We start from the raw sequence: 16,017 nt of genomic DNA, 5'->3' as shown, positions 1-16,017 counted from the left end.
CACACGAAGACGGCGTGCTTTCATGTCGATGGCCCGCTCAGTTGGCGGCGCGGGCTTTCGCGAACTGGTCGCCCGGCTTCCAGGTCGGCATCGCGGGCGCGTCCGCCACCGCACGGCCCAGGTTCAGCGTGTACTGCGCCTGCTGCACCATGCCGGACAGGTCCCAGTTGGGATCGTATTCGTCGTTGGCCTGGTGGTAGCGCGGGCCGTAGGCCTTGCGCTTGGCGTCGTTGGCTTCCTTGTCCTTCACCCAGTCGTGGCCGCCGCCCACCGAGAACGCCGGCACGCCGGCCTTGGCGAAGCTGAAGTGGTCGCTGCGGAAGTAGCCGCCGCCCAGGTCCGGACGCGCTTCAGCCACCTTCAGGTTCATCGCCTTCGCGGTGCCGGCCGCAAGCAGCCCCAGGCTGCTGCGTTCGCTGCCCTGCACGCCGATATCCTTGGCCATGGCGACGAAGTTCAGGCTGTCCAGGTTCAGCGCCGCTGCGGTCTTGTTCAGGGGCCAGAGCGGGCGCGCCGCATAGGCCGCGCTGCCCAGCAGGCCTTGTTCTTCGGCCGCCACCCACAGGAACATCTGGCTGCGCTTGGCCGGATGGCGCACGGCTTCCTGGGCCATCGCCAGCAGGCCGGCACTGCCCGAGGCATTGTCGACGGCGCCGTTGAAGATCGTGTCGCCGCTGTCGCCCTGCTTGCCCAGGTGGTCCCAGTGCGCGCTGTAGATCACCAGTTCGTCCTTCAGCTTCGGATCGGTACCCGGCACGATGCCGGCCACGTTGAACTGTTCCAGGGTACGCACGGCGGCCTTGGCCTGTCCCTGCACGCGGGCGTTCAGCACGACCGGCTTGAAGGACTTGTCTTCGGCGGCGGCGCGCAGCTGGTCGAGGTCCTGGCCGGCGGCGCCGAACAGGGCGCGCGCGCTGGCCTCCGTCATCCAGCCCTGCAGGCCGGTGCCGAGGTCGGCGTCGGCCAGCTGGAAGCGCTCGGCGGTCCAGCTGTTCTGCACCACGCTCCAGCCGTACGAGGCCGAGGCATCGGTGTGGATCAGCAGGACGCCGGCGGCGCCGCGGCGCGCGGCTTCCTCGAATTTATAGGTCCAGCGGCCGTAGTAGGTCAGGCCCTTGCCATTGAAGCGGTCCGGCTCCGCGCTGGTCGGCGCCGGGTCGTTGACCATCATGACCAGTATCTTGCCCTTGACGTCGAGGCCCTTGTAGTCGTCCCAGCCGCCTTCTTCCGGCGCGGTGATGCCGTAGCCGACGAAGACCAGTTCGGCGTCCATGTCGTGCACCGGTTTGGCATCGCCGGGCGCCCACACCCAGTCCTTCGCGAAGGCCAGCGGCAGCGGCTTGCCGCCCGCGACCAGGGCCACCGAGCTGTCCTGCGGGTGGGCCTTCACGCCGGCGATCCTGACGCTCTGGCGGTAGCTGCCCTGGTTGGCCGGCAGCAGGCCGACGGCCATCGCCTGGGTCTCCAGGTAGGTGACGGCCAGTTCGCCGCCGCGCTGGCCGGTGCCGCGGCCTTCCAGAGCGTCCGAGGACAGGAAGGCCAGGTGGGCGCGCAGCGGGGCTTCCTGGACGGTGGCGCCATGGTTGGCGCCGGCGGGTTTCGCGGGGCTGGCCGCGTGGGCTGCAAAGGCCAGCGCCAGGCTGGCGGCGAGGGTCGGGCGGACGATCTTGTGCATKGATTCCTGGTGCGAGAATGGATGGTGTTAACAAAGCCGAAGCTCGGCCATTCTAGCGGAAGAGAAGCACGTCGGAAGAAACCGTGGTGGCGGTTTGCGGCAGCAGGCGCGGAAGCATGCCGTCGGGGCGCGGCGGCAGGTCGCGCTCCGGCAGGCCCGGCATGCGTTCCTGGACATACACCAGGAAGGAGGGATCGCCGACCAGGTCGAAGGCGAAGTGCAGCTCGCGGTCCTGCATGCCGTGCAGGTCGAGCCGCCACCCGCGGTAGCGGCTGGCCGTGAGCACGCGGCCGTTGACGCTGGTCTTGAGGCTGTCGGCGCCGACGATGCGCAGCATCAGCGCCGGCGCCCGGTTCTTCGAGCGCAGCCGGATCTCCACGTGGCGCACCGGGCCGCCGCGCACGTCCTTTTCGATCAGCAGGTCGGGCCAGGCGATGCTGTCGTCGCGCCTGGCCGCCGCCGACCATACCGACGGCGAGCCGGGCGGGAACAGATAGGGCAGCTGGTCGGGATGCAGGTTGTTGGGGAAGATCTTGCGGGTCCAGTCGTCGAGCGGCACCGGTGGATACAGCCAGAAGGATTGCCAGCTCGGGGTGTCCTTGAAATACAGCAGCCGGTTCGGCTGCGGCAGCTCCGGCCGCAGCGTGCCGCCGTGGTGGGCCAGCAGCAGGCAGGCGCACACGCCCAGCAGCAAGGGGCGCACCACCAGGCGCGCGCCGACCCCGGCCAGCAGCGGGCCGCACAGGGCCGGCAGGCAGCACACCAGGCCACAGGGCAGCAGCAGCCAGGCCGGCGACAGGAACAGCAGGCTGTCGCGCGCCGCCGGCAGGATCAGCAGCGCGGCCGGCACCGCGGCCAGCAGCATCGCGGCCAGCCGCTGCGGCGCCGTCCACGCGCGGGCGCGGCGGCTGCCCAGCACCAGATACGCCGCCTGCGCCGCCAGCAGCGGCCAGGCCAGCACATAGCTGGCGCCCGGCGCGAACCAGCTGACGACGGCCAGCGCCGTGGCCAGCAGGCACATCGCCCCCAGCAGCGCGGCGGCGGTGCCGATCCGCGCCTGCAGCCTGCGCTGCAGGGCGATGAAGACGGTCAGCGGGATCAGCGTGAAGGCCAGCAGTTGCCAGCGCACGGTGGCGGCCAGGCTGGCGCCGTCGGCCAGCAGGCCGGCATCGTAGCGCTCGGCGAGGCCGGGCAGGGCTTCGCGGCACAGCCAGGCGGCGAAGGTGGCCAGCGCGCCCATCGCGAGCATGCCGAAGACGCCCTGCACGATGTCGGTGACGTCGATGTTCTGGCGCCGGATGCCGGTGCGGCAGGCAGGCACGCACAGCAGGCAGGCGAGCAGGGTCAGCGGCCACACCATCGCATAGCCGTAGTGCAGGATGCCGAGGCCGGGCAGGGCGAAGAAGACCTGGCCGCGCGCGCCGGGTTCCGGCAGCGTGGCGGCACCGAAGTGGCGCAGCAGGGCCAGCATGGTATCGCCCTCGTGCCGCAGGCTGGCGCGGTCGAGGCGTTCGGCGATATCCCAGGCGCCGCCGCCCAGCGGTCCGGCGGTGGTGGCGAAGTGCAGGACCGCCGGCCCGTGATCGGGATCGGGACCGGCCAGCAGGGCCGCGCCCTCGTGATGCGGCAGCGTGGCGTACAGCTCGCCCATGAAGGAGGAGCCCTGGGGAGCCGGCGCCACCGCCGCCCAGTCGCTCAGCGTCGAAGCGTCCGCGCGGTCGGCGCCAATCAGTTGCAGGGCGCCGCGGTTGCCCGGATTATCGAAGCGCAGCACGACCCTGGCGCGGCGCGCCCAGGGGTGCGACTGCACGAAGCCGCGCGTGCCGAGGGCCTGGCCGGCATCGCCGTCGGTGAAGACGACCAGCAGGTCGTTGTCGAGCGGCGGCCCGGCCTGCAGCACGCGCAGGGTTTCCAGCAGCGCGGCGCTGGAGGCGGCGCCGTCGGCCGCCCCCAGGGTGTCGCTGCCGGAATCGTAGTGGGCGACCGCCAGCACCGCCGGCCGGCCTCCATGGCCGGACAGCACCCCCGGCTTCCTGACGATCACGTTGTGGACCTCGGCCATGGTCACGCGCACGTTGGCGGTCAGGTCGGAGGAGGCGGTCCGCACCGTCTCCGTCTGCACTTCCGGCTCCAGGCCGAGCGCGCGCAGCCGGGCCAGCAGGTAGTCGCGCGCCTGCTGGTTGGCCTGGCTGCCGACCGGGCGCGGCGCCGCCGCCAGCTCGCGCACATGGGTCTGGGCGCGAATGGCGGAAAACCCGGGCATCGACGGCGCCGTGGCGATCGTGGGCGGCGCCGGCAGGTGGCGTGGGGCCAGCGCGAGCCAGGCCAGCAGCGCGCCGAGCAGGCATGCGGCGGCCAGGCCCTGGACCCCGGCGGCGGGCAGGACGGATTCACGGGACATGACATCTCCAGGCAAAAAAAACCCGCCAGGCCTTGAGGAGGGGGCGGGCGAAGGGACGCTTGACGGGGCAGGCTCAGTCCAGCTTCCAGACATAGGCCATCTGGGCCCAGCCGGCTTCCGGCGTACCGTTATTGGTGGCCGGCTTGAACTTGCACAGGCTGAGCGCGTTGAGGGCGGCACGGTCCAGCACGCGCGAGCCGCTCGACTGCTGGATGCGCGCCGAACTCACGCGGCCGTCCGTGCCGACCAGCAGGGCCAGCGTGGTGGTGCCGGTGTCGCCGTTGCGGGCCGCACTGGCCGGGTAATCGGGCAGGGCGCAGCTGTTGGCGTCGGCGAATACGGCGGTGCGTATCTGGCCGCTGTTGGCATTCGCGTTCGCATTCACGTTCGCGGCGGGTGGCGCATCGAGCGCGGTCGCCGGTGGCGTGAACGGATGCGGCGAGGGCTCGGCTTCGGTGGTGGCCGTCACCGGCGCCGGATCGGGCGGCGGGGCGACGTCCACCTCGACTTTCGGGATCACGACTTCCGGCGGCGCCAGCTGCTGCGCGGGCTGCGGCGGATCGGGCGGCGTGGGGGGCGGCTCGAGGCGCTCCGGCTCGAGCATCACCAATACCTGCTCGGGCAGGATCGAGAGCGCCATATGCCGGGTGCCCAGGCTGTGGACGATCAGGACGCCGAGCGCCACGTGCAGGCCGGCAACCAGCGCAAACTTGCCGGCCTTGCTGCCATTCGCATGGTTCGAGTAAGAGAAATGCATGGCCATCCTCCTTGTTGTTGTCGGACATGAAGCGGTTTGGCTAAGCTGTAGAATCAATATATGCTAGGTGCTAGCAATGTGTAAAGCGAATTCTTGGTAAATTTACTTCCAACTGTTTCATCAGATACCTTCGTTGGCCTTACCGTCCTTGTGTGGAATAATCACACCATTCACATGCCAGAGAATGGTAAGACGATGCAGAAAGAGCAAAAGCCGATCCGCGTGATGCTGGCGGACGACCACCCGATCGTGATGACCGGTTTCGCCATGTCGCTTGGCGCACAGGGGATGGAAGTGGTGGGCCAGGCCAAGTCGCCCAGCGAGGCGGAGGCGATGTACGCCGAGCAGAAGCCCGACGTGGCGGTGCTGGACATCCGCTTCGGCACCGAGCTGACCGGCATGGACGCCGCCCAGAACATCCTGAAGGCCGATCCGCAGGCGAAGATCGTGTTCCTCAGCCAGTTCGACCAGGACAGCCTGATCAAGGAAACCTACCGCCTCGGCGCGCACGCCTTCGTCACCAAGGACTGCGACCCGGCCGACCTGGCCGAGGCCGTGCGCCACGCCCACGCCGGCAAGCTGTACTTCCTGCCGCAGATCGCCGAGCGCCTGGCCAGCCTGGCGGTGCGCGGCGACGTCTCGCCGCAATCGATGCTGGACGAGCGCAGCCTGGAGATCTTCAAGCTGATGGCCGAGGGCCTGACCAACAACGAGATCGCCGAGCGATTGAACCTGTCGACCAAGACCATCAGCAATATCAGCCAGTCGGTGAAGGAGAAGCTGGGGGTGCATCGGCAGGCGTATATCACCAAGCTGGCTGTCAAGCATGGTTTGATCGAGCCGTAAGGGATATGCACAGGAACTTGGGTCCCCGCCTGCGCGGGGACGACGTTTTAAGGCAGCAGGCCGCCGGAGCGACCGCAGCCTGCACTTCGTCGTCCCCGCGCAGGCACTTCGCTGTGCGAGGCGCCAAGTTGACTTTCGTAGCCAGCATCCTCGCAGCACTAAGCTTCAGTGCCCAAGCCGCCAAACCCCTTCAGGAACCCGCCCAGGGCTTCCGCTTCCAGTTCGTCACCGCCGACGACAGCGCCCTCACCCAGCGCATCACCGAAGACCTGTACAAACGCCTGGTCCCGATCTTCTCCGCCTTCCGCACCGAACTGGCCCAGCGCCGCCGCATGCTGTATGTGGCGATCGGTCCGGCGGCCCTGCGCGAGGTGGCGTCGAAGCGCTGCGATTGCGTGGTGATCTCGGCCTTCACTTCGAGCCAGGTCTACCGCGCCATCATGGCCAAGGCCGCGCAGGGCGGGGCGCACCCGGTTGCCAGCACCGCCGTCTATGCCGAGCCGGCGCCGGGCGACCAGCTGCGCCTGGCCGCGCTGCTGTACCGCAGGCCGGTACGGGCGGCCGCCATCCTCGGCGCCGGCAGCAGTTTCATGCGTCCGGCGCTGGAGGCGGACAAAGTGACGGTGCTGGATGCCGGCGGCGAGGACATCAACCGCCTGCTGAACCAGATCGCCCAGACCGACGTGCTGCTGGCCCTGCCGGACAGCAGCGTCTACAGCACCGAGAGCATCCGCAACATCCTGCTCTCGACCTACCGCCACAAGCAGGGCGTGATCGGCTTTTCGAGCGACATGGTGAAGGCCGGCGCGCTGGCCACCACCTATTCCGAGATCGAGGACATCGACGCCCAGGTCGCCGAGATCGCTAGCGCCTACGTGTCCGGCGGCGAGCTGGCGCCGCCGCAGTTCCCGCGCTACTTCCGCACCATCGTCAACGAAGGCGTGGCGCGCTCGCTCGACCTCACGGTCAGCGACGAGGCGCGCGGCTTCTCCAGGCCGGCGCCGCCGCGCCGCCCATGATGCGCTACCTTTCCTTTTGGCGCGGCTGGAGCATCGGCCTGCGCATGGTCTTCATCACCATGCTGCCGGTGGCGCTGCTGTTCTCCTCCTTCGTCTGGTATTCCTGGTATTCGCACCGCGCCCAGGTCGACGAGGAGCTGGCCGAGCGCGGCCGCATCCTGGCGCGGGCGCTGGCCGAGACCAGCGAGTACAACGTCATCTCCGGCAACCTGTCCGACCTGCGCCTGACCATCAACGGCCTGGTGCAGTCGGACCGCAGCGTCTACCGCATCGACGTGGTCGACACCAATGGCCGCAACGCCGTCAGCGTGGTCTCCGAACATCCGATCCAGGCCGAGCAGCATTCCTTCGAGGCGCCGATCCGCAAGCAGGTGGTGTGGCTCAACCTGTTCTCGGACAACGGCACGCCGCACGTCTCCGCCTCCAGCGACACCCGCCCGCCGACCCTCACCTCCGAGGTGGTGGGGCGGGTGAGGGTGACGATGTCGCCGACCAGCATGATGGCCAAGCAGTTGCGGCGCTTTCGCGTCGAGCTGGCGATGGCGGCGCTGGCCCTGGTCGCGAGCGGCTTGCTCGCTTATTTCCTGGCACGCAGCCTGACGGTGCCGCTGCAGGAGGCGATCGCCGTGCTGCGCGCGATCCGCGGCGGCGACTACCGGGTCGAGCTGCCGGTCACCACCGGCGGCGAAGTCGGCGAGCTGCAGGCCTCGATCGGCGAGATGTCGGTGGCGCTCGACCGTTCCAAGCAGGACCTCGAGAACAAGGTGGCCGAGCGCACCCGCGACCTGCTGGAATCGCGCAACGAGGCGCTGCGCGCCGACGCCGACAAGCGCAAGCTGATCCAGAAGGTCAACAACATCATCGAGGACGAACGCAAGAGCATCGCGGTCGAGATCCACGACGAGCTGAACGCCTCCCTGATCGCGGTGCGGCTGGAATCGCAGACCATCCAGCAGTTAGCAAGCAAGGCCGTGCCCGGACCGGAAGTCGAGCAGATCGGCGCCAAGGCCCAGGCCATCACCAAGCTGGCGCTGGACCTGTACGCCAACGGCCGGCGCCTGGTGCGGCGCCTGCGTCCGGAAGTGCTGGACATGCTGGGCCTGCACGGCGCGGTCGAGGAGATGGTCAGCCATTACCGCTCCAGTTCGGGCATCGATTTCGAATTCCATACCGAGGGCGACTTCTCGCGCCTGAACAACGAGCTGGCGATCTCCGCCTACCGCATCGTGCAGGAGGCGCTGTCGAACATCATGAAGCACGCGAATGCCTCGGCCGCCCATGTCAGCCTGGTCCTCTCGGATGCCGACGATGCCCTGCACATCGAGGTCGGCGACGACGGCGAAGGCTTCGACCCGGCCGTGTCCTCGGAAGGCATCGGCATCATCGGCATGCGCGAGCGCGTGTTCGCGGTCGGCGGCAGGATACTGGTGCGCTCCCAGCCGGGCCGCGGCACGACGGTGGCCATCACCCTGCCGCTGAACGAGGCGGCCGGCGGCGCAACTGAGGTACATTAGCGATCTACGCATCACCCACCATCATCATCACAGCCACGACCATGTCCAATGAATTGAAGACGCCTTTCGAGAAGGGCAACCAGAACCAGACCACCACCTGGGCCGACTGCATCGCCTGGTACGAGGAGCTCGCCAAGCGCTACCCGCGCGTGCTGCGCTTCAGCCAGATCGGCACCTCGGATGCCGGCGTGCCGATCCACGCCGGCGTGGTGACCGCCGACGGCGTGTTCGACCGCTTCGAGATCAAGCGCGACAAGCGTCCGGTGTTCTTCAACAATAACGGCATCCACCCGGGCGAGCCGGAAGGCGTCGACGCCTGCATGGCGCTGGTGCGCGACTTCTGCCAGGAGCCGGAACGCCTGGCCGCGCTCGGCCGCACGGTGTTCATCTTCATCCCACTGTACAACGTCGACGGCGCCTTCAACCGCAACGACAGCTCGCGCGTGAACCAGGACGGCCCCGAGTCCTTCGGCTTCCGCGGCAACAGCCGCCACCTCGACCTGAACCGCGACTTCGTGAAATGCGATACCCTCACCGCACGCGTGTTCAACGAGTTCTTCTCGGCCTGGGATCCGGACGTGATGGTCGACACCCACACCTCGAACGGCGCCGACTACAGCTACACCATGACCCTGATCCAGACCCAGGCCGACAAGCTGGGCGGAGAGCTGGGCGACTTCCTGCGCGACACCATGCTGCCGGCGATGTTCGCCGAGATGGACAAGCGCGGCTGGCCGACCTGCCCCTACGTGAATCCGGTCAAGGACAGCCCGGACGACGGCATCGCCGACTTCCTGGAGACGCCGCGCTTCTCGACCGGCTACGCGGCCCTGCACCATACGATCGGCTTCATGCCCGAGACCCACATGCTGAAGCCCTTCGCCGACCGCTATCACTCGATGCGCGCGCTGGTGGAGACGGCGCTCGGCTTCACCGTCGCGAATGGCGACAAAATCGTGCAGCTGCGCCGCGCCGCCAAGGATGAGGGCCGCAGCCGACGCGAGTGGCCGATCCACTGGGCGATGGACGAGGCCAATCCGTCCAGCTTCCGCTTCAAGGGCTACGCCGCGAAGTACAAGCAGAGCGTGCTGGGCGACTACCAGCGCCTGTGGTACGACCGCAGCGCGCCGTATGAGAAGGACATCCCTTACTTCAACCGCTTCCCGGCCGACGTCGTCGTGTGGGCGCCGCGCGCCTACGTGGTGCCGCAGCAGTGGCGCGAAGTGATCGAACGCCTGCAGTGGAACGGCGTGCGCATGGAGCGCGTCGAGGCCGAGCGCGTGCAGGAACTTGCCTGCTACCACATCAAGTCGGTCGGCTCGCGCCCGCATGCCTACGAAGGCCACATGTTCCACGACGACGTGCAGCTCGAACGCCGCTGCGCCACCGTCACCGTCCGGGCCGGCGACTACATCGTGCCGCTGGACCAGGACAATGCGCGCTACGCGGTCGAGATGCTGGAGCCGCTGGGCCATGACAGCTTCTTCCGCTGGGGCTTCTTCAACAGCGTGCTGGAGAAGAAGGAAGCATATTCGGACTACGTGTTCGAGGACGAAGCCGAGAAGCTGCTGCGCGACGAGCCGGAGCTGGCCGCCAAGTTCGCGGAGTGGAAAGAGCTGAACCCGCAAAAGCTGTCCGACCAGTACGCGGTGCTGGACTTCATCTTCGCCCACTGCGCGCGCTACCGCGAGCCGGAATGGCGCCGCTACCCGGTGTTCATGATCGACTGAAGCGCCTCAGTCCTGGCAGCTCTCCCAGGTCCAGTCGACCCGGGCGAGCACCTTGTCGCGGAAGGTGAGGGTGATGGGATCGGCGCAGCCTTCACCCTCGGTGCGCTTCAGGACCAGGGTGTCGCCGCCGCTGGCCGACGCGCCGAGGACGTCCTCGACCGCGCCGCGCCGATCGCCGATGTGCAGTCCCAGCGGCAGCGGATAGCCCGCGCGCGAGATCGCCAGCGAGCCCGGAAACGTATTGCCGCCGCCCGACTCGGTCGTCAGTTCGATGCCGGGCTGGCGGTAGGTCTTGCGCGTGAGCTTGCCGTTGAAGCCCTCGACGCGCCTGGTGCGTTGGGCGGACGAGGAAGCCGCCAGCGCCGCGGCCACGCCCTCGCCGAAGCCGTGCAGGTGGGCGAAGCCGTCCGCCATCCGGGCGGCCTGCCGCTGCCGCAAGGCTTCCTGCTCCGGCGCCTGCGCGGTTTCCTGGGCCGCGGCCGGCAGGGCCGCCAGCATGGTCACGCCCAGCAGGGCACACGCCAGCCGTTTTCCTTCCATCCGCGCCTCCTTTTGTTGATTGTTCTGGCAATATTGCGCCTATTATTTGGCGGATTCAACAAGGAGAAGAACATGCATCGCACCATTCTCGCGGCCCAGGTCGCCGCGCTGGCCTGGCTGGCCGCCGGGGCCGCGCAAGCCGCGGCCCCGGCCGGCCAGACTTACTTCGAGCGCAACTGCGCCAGCTGCCACACGGTCGATCCCAAGCTGGGTTCGCGCGCCGGTCCCGGCCTGTACAACGTGGTCGGCCGCAAGGCGGGCGCGGTGCCCGGCTATAACTACACCGACGCGCTGGCCAGGGCCGGCGCCGCCGGCAAGACCTGGACCCGCGAAGAGCTCGACGTCTTCCTGCGCGATCCGACCAGGGACGTGCCGGGTACCGCGATGCCGATCGGGATCGCCGATGCCAAGGCACGCGCCGCCGTGATCGGCTACCTGGTCGCGCAAAGCGGCAAGGCGGCGGCACCGGCGGCGGCCTCGAAAGCGGCGGACGGCAAGGTGAGCGATGGCGCCGGCGGCTGGCTTGACGACAAGCCGGGCGACCTGCACCACATCACCGTCGACAAGCTGGCGGCGCCCTTCGCCAGCGAGAGCGCCGGCAACGGCCCGAAGGTCGCCGCGCGGCCGAGCGGTGCGATGCCGGCCGTGCCGCAGGGATTCAAGGTGTCCGTGTTCGCCGGCGACACCGGCAAGGCGCGCCTGGCGCTGCGCGCGCCGAACGGCGACATCATCGTCTCCGAAGCGGGCAAGGGCCAGGTCAGCATCCTGCGCCCCGGCAGCGGCGGCGAGAAGGCCGAGACGGCCAGCGTGTTCGCCAGCGGCCTGTCGCGGCCCTACGGCCTGGCGCTGTGGCCGTCCGGCCCGAACCCGAAATACCTGTACGTCGCCAACGTGAACTCGGTGGTGCGCTACCGGTATTCGGCCGGCGACCTGAAGGCCAAGGGCGAGCCGGAAACCGTGGTCGAGAAGATCGCCGACACCGGCGGCGGCCACGTCACCCGCACGCTGGCATTCTCGAAGGATGACAAGACGCTGTTCGTGTCGGTGGGTTCGGCCACCAACATCGCTTCCGGCATTGGCAAACAGCCGCCGCAGCCGCTGGCGCAATGGGAGAAGGAGCACGGCCTGGGCGGTGCCTGGGCCGAGGAAGCCGACCGCGCCACGGTGCTGGCCTTCGACGTGGACGGCAAGAACCGCCGCAACTTCGCCAACGGCCTGCGCAACTGCGTCGGCATGCTGGTGCACCCGCAGACGGGCGACCTGTACTGCAGCGTGAACGAGCGCGACGAACTGGGCGACAACCTGCCGCCGGACTACGTGACGCGCGTGAAGCAGGGCGGTTTCTACGGCTGGCCGTGGTATTACCTGGGCGCCCACGAAGACCCGCGCCTGAAGGGCATCCGCCCCGACCTGAAGGACAAGGTGACGATTCCCGACACCCTGATCCAGGCGCACTCGGCGCCGCTGGGCATGGTGGTCTACCAGGCCCCGGCGGGCGCCAGGCACGCCTTCCCGAAAGAGTACGAGGGCGACATCTTCGTGGCCCTGCACGGCTCCTGGAACCGCGGCATCCGCACCGGCTACAAGGTGGTCCGCGTGATGATGAAGAACGGCGTCCCGACCGGCCAGTACCAGGACTTCATGACCGGCATGGTTCTGAGCGACCGCGACGTCTGGGGCCGCCCGGCGGCGGTGACGGTGGCGCAGGATGGGGCGCTGCTGGTGGTGGATGATGCGGGCAGCGTGGTGTGGCGCGTGGCGCCGGAAAAATAATCGCGTCGACTCGCGACGTTCAAACCGTCGTTACCGCGATCTTAAATACCGTCGTCCCCGCGAAGGCGGGGACCCAAGTTCTGTATGCGCCATCGTTACGCATGCAAACTTGGCGGGAACGACGGTTCATGTGCCTACCTGGAGTCCGCAATCCACCGATCCACCTTCTTCTCCAGCAAGGCCAGCGGCAGCGTACCCTCGCCCAGCACGATCTCGTGGAACTTCGGCAGGCTGAACTTCGGTCCCAGCGCCTTCTCGGCGCGGGCGCGCAGTTCCTGGATCTTCAGGGCGCCGATCTTGTAGCCCAGCGCCTGTGCCGGCCAGGCCATGTAGCGCTCGGTCTCGCTGCGCGCCAGCGCTTCCGGATAGCCCAGGGTCTCGCGCATGTACTTGATCGACTGCTCGCGGCTCCAGCCCTTGGCGTGCATGCCGGTGTCGACCACCAGGCGCACGGCGCGCAGCATTTCGTCGTTCAGGTGGCCGAACCAGTCTTCCGGCTTGCCGTACAGGCCCATCTCGGTGCCGAGGGTTTCGGCGTACAGCGCCCAGCCTTCGGTGAAGGCGTTGTTGCCGCCGAAGGTGCGGAAGTTCGGCAGGTTCAGCTCCTGCATCAGGGCGATGTGGAAGTGGTGGCCCGGCTGGCCTTCGTGCAGGAACAGCGTGACCATGCCGGGGCCGCTGTACTTGCCCGGGTCGTTCACCACGGTCCAGAACACGCCCGGACGCGAGCCGTCGGCCGCCGGCGGGGTGTAGTGGTCCGAGGCCGTGGCGCGCGTCAGTTCCGGCTCCAGGCGGATGTCGAGCGGGGTCTTCGGCCGCAGCGAGAACAGCTTTGGCAGCTTGAGATTCAGCTCGGTGTTCAGCTTGCGGTAGACCTCGATGATCTGGCCCTCGGTCTTGAAAGGCGTGTACTTCGGCTGCTCCGAGACCCAGGTCGGCAGGCCCGATGCCGGACCGGTGTAGCCCATTTGCGGCCCGATGCGGGCGTATTCCTGCTGGATGCGCGCGACTTCCTTCAGGCCGGTCTGGTGGATCTGCTCCGGCGTCAGGTCCGTCGTGGTCTGGCTGGCGACGCGCGCCAGGTACCAGTCCTTCCCTTGAGGCAGGGCGTCGTAGCCGGTGCTGGTGCGGCAGGCCGGCAGGTAGTCGTGCTCCAGGAAGTCGGCCAGGCGTTTCACGGCCGGGTTGACCTTGGCGGCGATCGTGCCGTGGTAGGCGGCCGTCAGCTTCGCCTTGTCGGCGTTCGAAAAGCCGGCCGGGAAGTGCTTCACCGGCGAGGCATAGATGCTGTCCTCGGCCTTGGCGGCCACCAGGTGCTGGATCTGCGGCAGGGTCGAGGCCATCACCGCCTTCTGCGCCGTGACGCCGCGCTTCATCCCCTCGCGCATATTCGCGATGGCCTGGTCGATCCAGGGGGCGAGCTGGTTCAGGCGGCTCAGGTAGGCCTGGTAATCCTTCACCGTGGCGAGCGGCTGGGCGCCCTGGCCGCTCGAGTAGTTCGCCAGGTCGACCGGGACGTTGTCCATCTGGTTCAGCGGCAGCAGGTGCTCGGGGAAGGGCTCCAGGCGCAGCGCGGTCTTCAGCTCGTAGTCGAGGATGTCGTAGCTGGTCTGGTCGCGCCGGGGCAGGGCGTCGCGGCGGATCGCGTGCAGGCGTTTCAGGTAGTCCTTGTACAGGGCGAACTGGCGGGCGCGGTTCTGCGGCGCGATCGACAGGCCGATCTGGTCGGCGAAGCGGTTGTCGCCGGCCTCGCCGGCCATGATGGGGTCGAAGCGCGCTTCGGCGTCCCAGTAGTCGTCGGCCAGCTTGTTCAGGCGCTGGGATTCGGCGCCGGCGCTGGCGGCGGCCGTCTTGGCGGCGGCGGGTTTCGGCTCGAGTGCGCCGGCGGGTGCGCAGGCGAGCATGGCGGCGCAGGCGATCGCGCCCAGCTTCAGGATCTGTTTCATGTGCGGTTCTGTGTGCGGAATAAAAACGAAGGCGGCGACAAGGATACGCTTGTCGCCGCCCGCGGCCCAGTCTTTACGGGGTGTTCTCAATAACTGGCCAGGGGAGCCAGCGCGCCGTTCTTGAAGGTGTAGACGGTGACGGCGGTCTTTTTCAGGTTGCCGCTCGGGTCATAGCCATAGGTGCCGGCCACGCCCTGGTAGCTCATGGTGTGCAGAAGCTTGCTCACCGCGGCCGCGTCGATCGTGTTGGCGCTCTTGATGGCCTGGGCGATGAACATGGTCTGGTCGTAGAAGGCCGGCGCATAGACGTCCGGGTCGCGCTGGAAGCGCTGCTTGAAGCGCTGCTTGAACGCCGGGCCGCCGGGCTGCTTGTCCAGCATGGCGCCGGCCTGGGCGCACAGCACGTTTTCGCCGACGGCATCGCCGCCCAGCTTGGCCATCTCGGGGCTGCACAGGGTGTCGCCGCCGAGCAGGCGGACGCCGCCCATGCCGAGTTGCTTCATCTGGCGCGCCATCGGCGCTCCCTGCGGGGCATAGCCGCCGAAGAAGATCGCGTCGACCTTCTTGGCGCGGAAGGCGGTCAGGATCGCCGAGAAGTCGCTCGCCTTTTCATTGGTGAACTCGCGGCCGGCCACGGTCAGGCCGGACGCGCGCGCCTGTTTGGCGAATTCGTCGGCGATGCCCTGGCCGAAGGCGGTGCGGTCGTCGATCACGCCGACGGTCTTGATTTTCAGTTCCTTGGCCGCGTAGGCCGCCATCGAGCCGCCGACCTGGTTGTCGCTGGCGACGATGCGGAACACGTTCGGATAGCGCGACTGCGTGATCTTCGGGTTGGTGCCGACCGTCGACATCAGGATGCCGGCATCGTTGTAGACGCGCGAGGCGGGAATCGCGACGCCCGAGTTGTAGGGGCCGAGCACGAACTTGACGCCGGCGTCGGCGAATTTCTGGGCCACGTTCACGCCGGCCTTGGGATCGCCCTGGTCGTCCTCGGACATCAGTTCGAAGCGCAGCAGCTTGCCACCCGCCTTGATCTTCTGTGCGTTGAGTTCCTCGACCGCGAGCCGCACGCCGTTCTCGTTGTCCTTGCCGGCGAAGGCATTGGCGCCCGACAGCGGCCCGCTCACGCCGATGCGCACCAGCTGGTCCTGGGCGGTGGCGGCGGCGCCGAGCGTCATCAGGCCGGCGGCCAGCGCCAGCGGCGCAATCTTGAATTTCGATGGCATTACCTAGTCTCCGTTATGTTCCAACGGGCGCCATCATCGCATGATTCAGTTCAGGCAGCGAGACCGTGCGAGATCAGTTCCAGCGGCAGCGCGGTGGTGCACTTGATCTGCTCCATCGAGAAGGCCGAGGACACGCCGGCCAGCTGGGCGGTCTTGATCAGCTTCTTGTAGAAGCGGTCGTAGCCTTCGATGTCGGTGGTGACCACCTTCAGCAGGTAGTCGACGTCGCCGCTCATGCGGTGGAATTCGAGTACCTCGGGCAGGGCGATCACGGCCGAGGCGAAGCGCTCCAGCCACTTTTCGTCGTGCTCCTTGGTGCGCACGCTGACGAAGACCGTGACCGGCAAGCCGACCTTGTTGCGGTTGACGATGCTGACGCGGCTCTCGATATAGCCCTCTTCTTCGAGGCGCTTGACGCGCTTCCAGCAAGGGGTGCTGGACAGCCCGACCTTCTCGCTCAAACCGGAAATCGACAGGGTGGCGTCCGCCTGCAGGGCGGCCAGAATCGCACAATCGTATTTGTCGAGTGAGTTCATTTCTCTTATGCAGTAAGAATGAGAATGCCAGTTCTTCTTTTTAACGAAAACCAA

Annotated in this window: 12 protein-coding genes; 5 read left to right on the top strand and 7 right to left on the bottom strand. The window is 67.9% G+C overall.

What is annotated here, in order from left to right; all coding sequences use genetic code 11:
- Window positions 1-37: 37 nt before the first annotated feature.
- From AC1DOQ_RS24345 to AC1DOQ_RS24335, 3 genes are all read right to left on the bottom strand, one after another.
- Window positions 38-1,675 (bottom strand): M28 family peptidase, encoded by a 1,638-nt coding sequence (locus tag AC1DOQ_RS24345; RefSeq protein ID WP_477370115.1) that lies wholly within the window; start codon window positions 1,673-1,675, stop codon window positions 38-40.
- A gap of 52 nt (window positions 1,676-1,727) precedes the next feature.
- Window positions 1,728-4,076 (bottom strand): M28 family peptidase, encoded by a 2,349-nt coding sequence (locus AC1DOQ_RS24340; RefSeq protein ID WP_477370112.1) that lies wholly within the window; start codon window positions 4,074-4,076, stop codon window positions 1,728-1,730.
- A gap of 73 nt (window positions 4,077-4,149) precedes the next feature.
- Window positions 4,150-4,833: an energy transducer TonB gene (locus AC1DOQ_RS24335; RefSeq protein ID WP_477370109.1), complete on the bottom strand. Its 684-nt coding sequence runs from the start codon at window positions 4,831-4,833 to the stop codon at window positions 4,150-4,152.
- A gap of 195 nt (window positions 4,834-5,028) precedes the next feature.
- On the opposite strand from AC1DOQ_RS24335, the gene AC1DOQ_RS24330 reads away from it, so the two are divergent.
- The 4 genes from AC1DOQ_RS24330 (at window position 5,029) to AC1DOQ_RS24315 (ending at window position 9,942) form a co-directional block, all read left to right on the top strand.
- Window positions 5,029-5,679: a response regulator transcription factor gene (locus tag AC1DOQ_RS24330; RefSeq protein WP_477370106.1), complete on the top strand. Its 651-nt coding sequence runs from the start codon at window positions 5,029-5,031 to the stop codon at window positions 5,677-5,679.
- Between the two features lie 128 nt (window positions 5,680-5,807).
- Entirely contained in the window at window positions 5,808-6,698 is an 891-nt protein-coding gene (locus AC1DOQ_RS24325) for a hypothetical protein (protein ID WP_477370103.1), read from the top strand.
- Entirely contained in the window at window positions 6,695-8,212 is a 1,518-nt protein-coding gene (locus AC1DOQ_RS24320; protein WP_477370100.1) for a sensor histidine kinase, read from the top strand. The genes AC1DOQ_RS24325 and AC1DOQ_RS24320 overlap by 4 nt, the downstream gene beginning before the upstream one ends.
- Window positions 8,213-8,253: 41 nt before the next feature.
- A complete protein-coding gene (locus AC1DOQ_RS24315) occupies window positions 8,254-9,942 on the top strand; it encodes a M14 family zinc carboxypeptidase (RefSeq protein WP_477370096.1) in 1,689 nt (562 codons plus the stop codon).
- Between the two features lie 6 nt (window positions 9,943-9,948).
- On the opposite strand, the gene AC1DOQ_RS24310 is transcribed toward AC1DOQ_RS24315, so the two are convergent.
- The gene (locus tag AC1DOQ_RS24310; RefSeq protein ID WP_477370093.1) at window positions 9,949-10,482 is read right to left on the bottom strand and encodes a hypothetical protein; all 534 of its coding nucleotides are present in this window, start codon (window positions 10,480-10,482) and stop codon (window positions 9,949-9,951) included.
- Between the two features lie 72 nt (window positions 10,483-10,554).
- Here AC1DOQ_RS24310 and AC1DOQ_RS24305 point away from each other — a divergent pair, with 72 nt between their 5' ends.
- Entirely contained in the window at window positions 10,555-12,255 is a 1,701-nt protein-coding gene (locus tag AC1DOQ_RS24305) for a PQQ-dependent sugar dehydrogenase (protein WP_477370090.1), read from the top strand.
- Window positions 12,256-12,389: 134 nt separating this feature from the next.
- Here AC1DOQ_RS24305 and AC1DOQ_RS24300 read toward each other — a convergent pair whose 3' ends face one another.
- The 3 genes from AC1DOQ_RS24300 to AC1DOQ_RS24290 all read right to left on the bottom strand — a co-directional run bounded on the left by AC1DOQ_RS24300 (window position 12,390) and on the right by AC1DOQ_RS24290 (window position 15,963).
- Window positions 12,390-14,201 (bottom strand): DUF885 domain-containing protein, encoded by a 1,812-nt coding sequence (locus AC1DOQ_RS24300; RefSeq protein WP_477370087.1) that lies wholly within the window; start codon window positions 14,199-14,201, stop codon window positions 12,390-12,392.
- Between the two features lie 86 nt (window positions 14,202-14,287).
- Window positions 14,288-15,427 (bottom strand): branched-chain amino acid ABC transporter substrate-binding protein, encoded by a 1,140-nt coding sequence (locus tag AC1DOQ_RS24295; protein ID WP_477370084.1) that lies wholly within the window; start codon window positions 15,425-15,427, stop codon window positions 14,288-14,290.
- A 50-nt stretch (window positions 15,428-15,477) separates the two neighbouring features.
- Window positions 15,478-15,963, bottom strand: coding sequence for an Lrp/AsnC family transcriptional regulator (locus AC1DOQ_RS24290; RefSeq protein ID WP_477370081.1), 486 nt, complete (start codon window positions 15,961-15,963; stop codon window positions 15,478-15,480).
- Window positions 15,964-16,017 lie beyond the last annotated feature (54 nt).

Source organism: Massilia sp. 01N417, from assembly GCF_056399645.1.
This window is presented reverse-complemented; position numbering and strand designations above follow the sequence as displayed.

What these genes read in the sequence shown, in the direction of transcription:
- AC1DOQ_RS24345 (WP_477370115.1), bottom strand. Translation starts at nt 1,675, where the DNA reads ATGCACAAGATCGTCCGCCCGACCCTCGCCGCCAGCCTGGCGCTGGCC.
- AC1DOQ_RS24340 (WP_477370112.1), bottom strand. Translation starts at nt 4,076, where the DNA reads ATGTCCCGTGAATCCGTCCTGCCCGCCGCCGGGGTCCAGGGCCTGGCC.
- AC1DOQ_RS24335 (WP_477370109.1), bottom strand. Translation starts at nt 4,833, where the DNA reads ATGCATTTCTCTTACTCGAACCATGCGAATGGCAGCAAGGCCGGCAAG.
- AC1DOQ_RS24330 (WP_477370106.1), top strand. Translation starts at nt 5,029, where the DNA reads ATGCAGAAAGAGCAAAAGCCGATCCGCGTGATGCTGGCGGACGACCAC.
- AC1DOQ_RS24320 (WP_477370100.1), top strand. Translation starts at nt 6,695, where the DNA reads ATGATGCGCTACCTTTCCTTTTGGCGCGGCTGGAGCATCGGCCTGCGC.
- AC1DOQ_RS24315 (WP_477370096.1), top strand. Translation starts at nt 8,254, where the DNA reads ATGTCCAATGAATTGAAGACGCCTTTCGAGAAGGGCAACCAGAACCAG.
- AC1DOQ_RS24310 (WP_477370093.1), bottom strand. Translation starts at nt 10,482, where the DNA reads ATGGAAGGAAAACGGCTGGCGTGTGCCCTGCTGGGCGTGACCATGCTG.
- AC1DOQ_RS24305 (WP_477370090.1), top strand. Translation starts at nt 10,555, where the DNA reads ATGCATCGCACCATTCTCGCGGCCCAGGTCGCCGCGCTGGCCTGGCTG.
- AC1DOQ_RS24300 (WP_477370087.1), bottom strand. Translation starts at nt 14,201, where the DNA reads ATGAAACAGATCCTGAAGCTGGGCGCGATCGCCTGCGCCGCCATGCTC.
- AC1DOQ_RS24295 (WP_477370084.1), bottom strand. Translation starts at nt 15,427, where the DNA reads ATGCCATCGAAATTCAAGATTGCGCCGCTGGCGCTGGCCGCCGGCCTG.
- AC1DOQ_RS24290 (WP_477370081.1), bottom strand. Translation starts at nt 15,963, where the DNA reads ATGAACTCACTCGACAAATACGATTGTGCGATTCTGGCCGCCCTGCAG.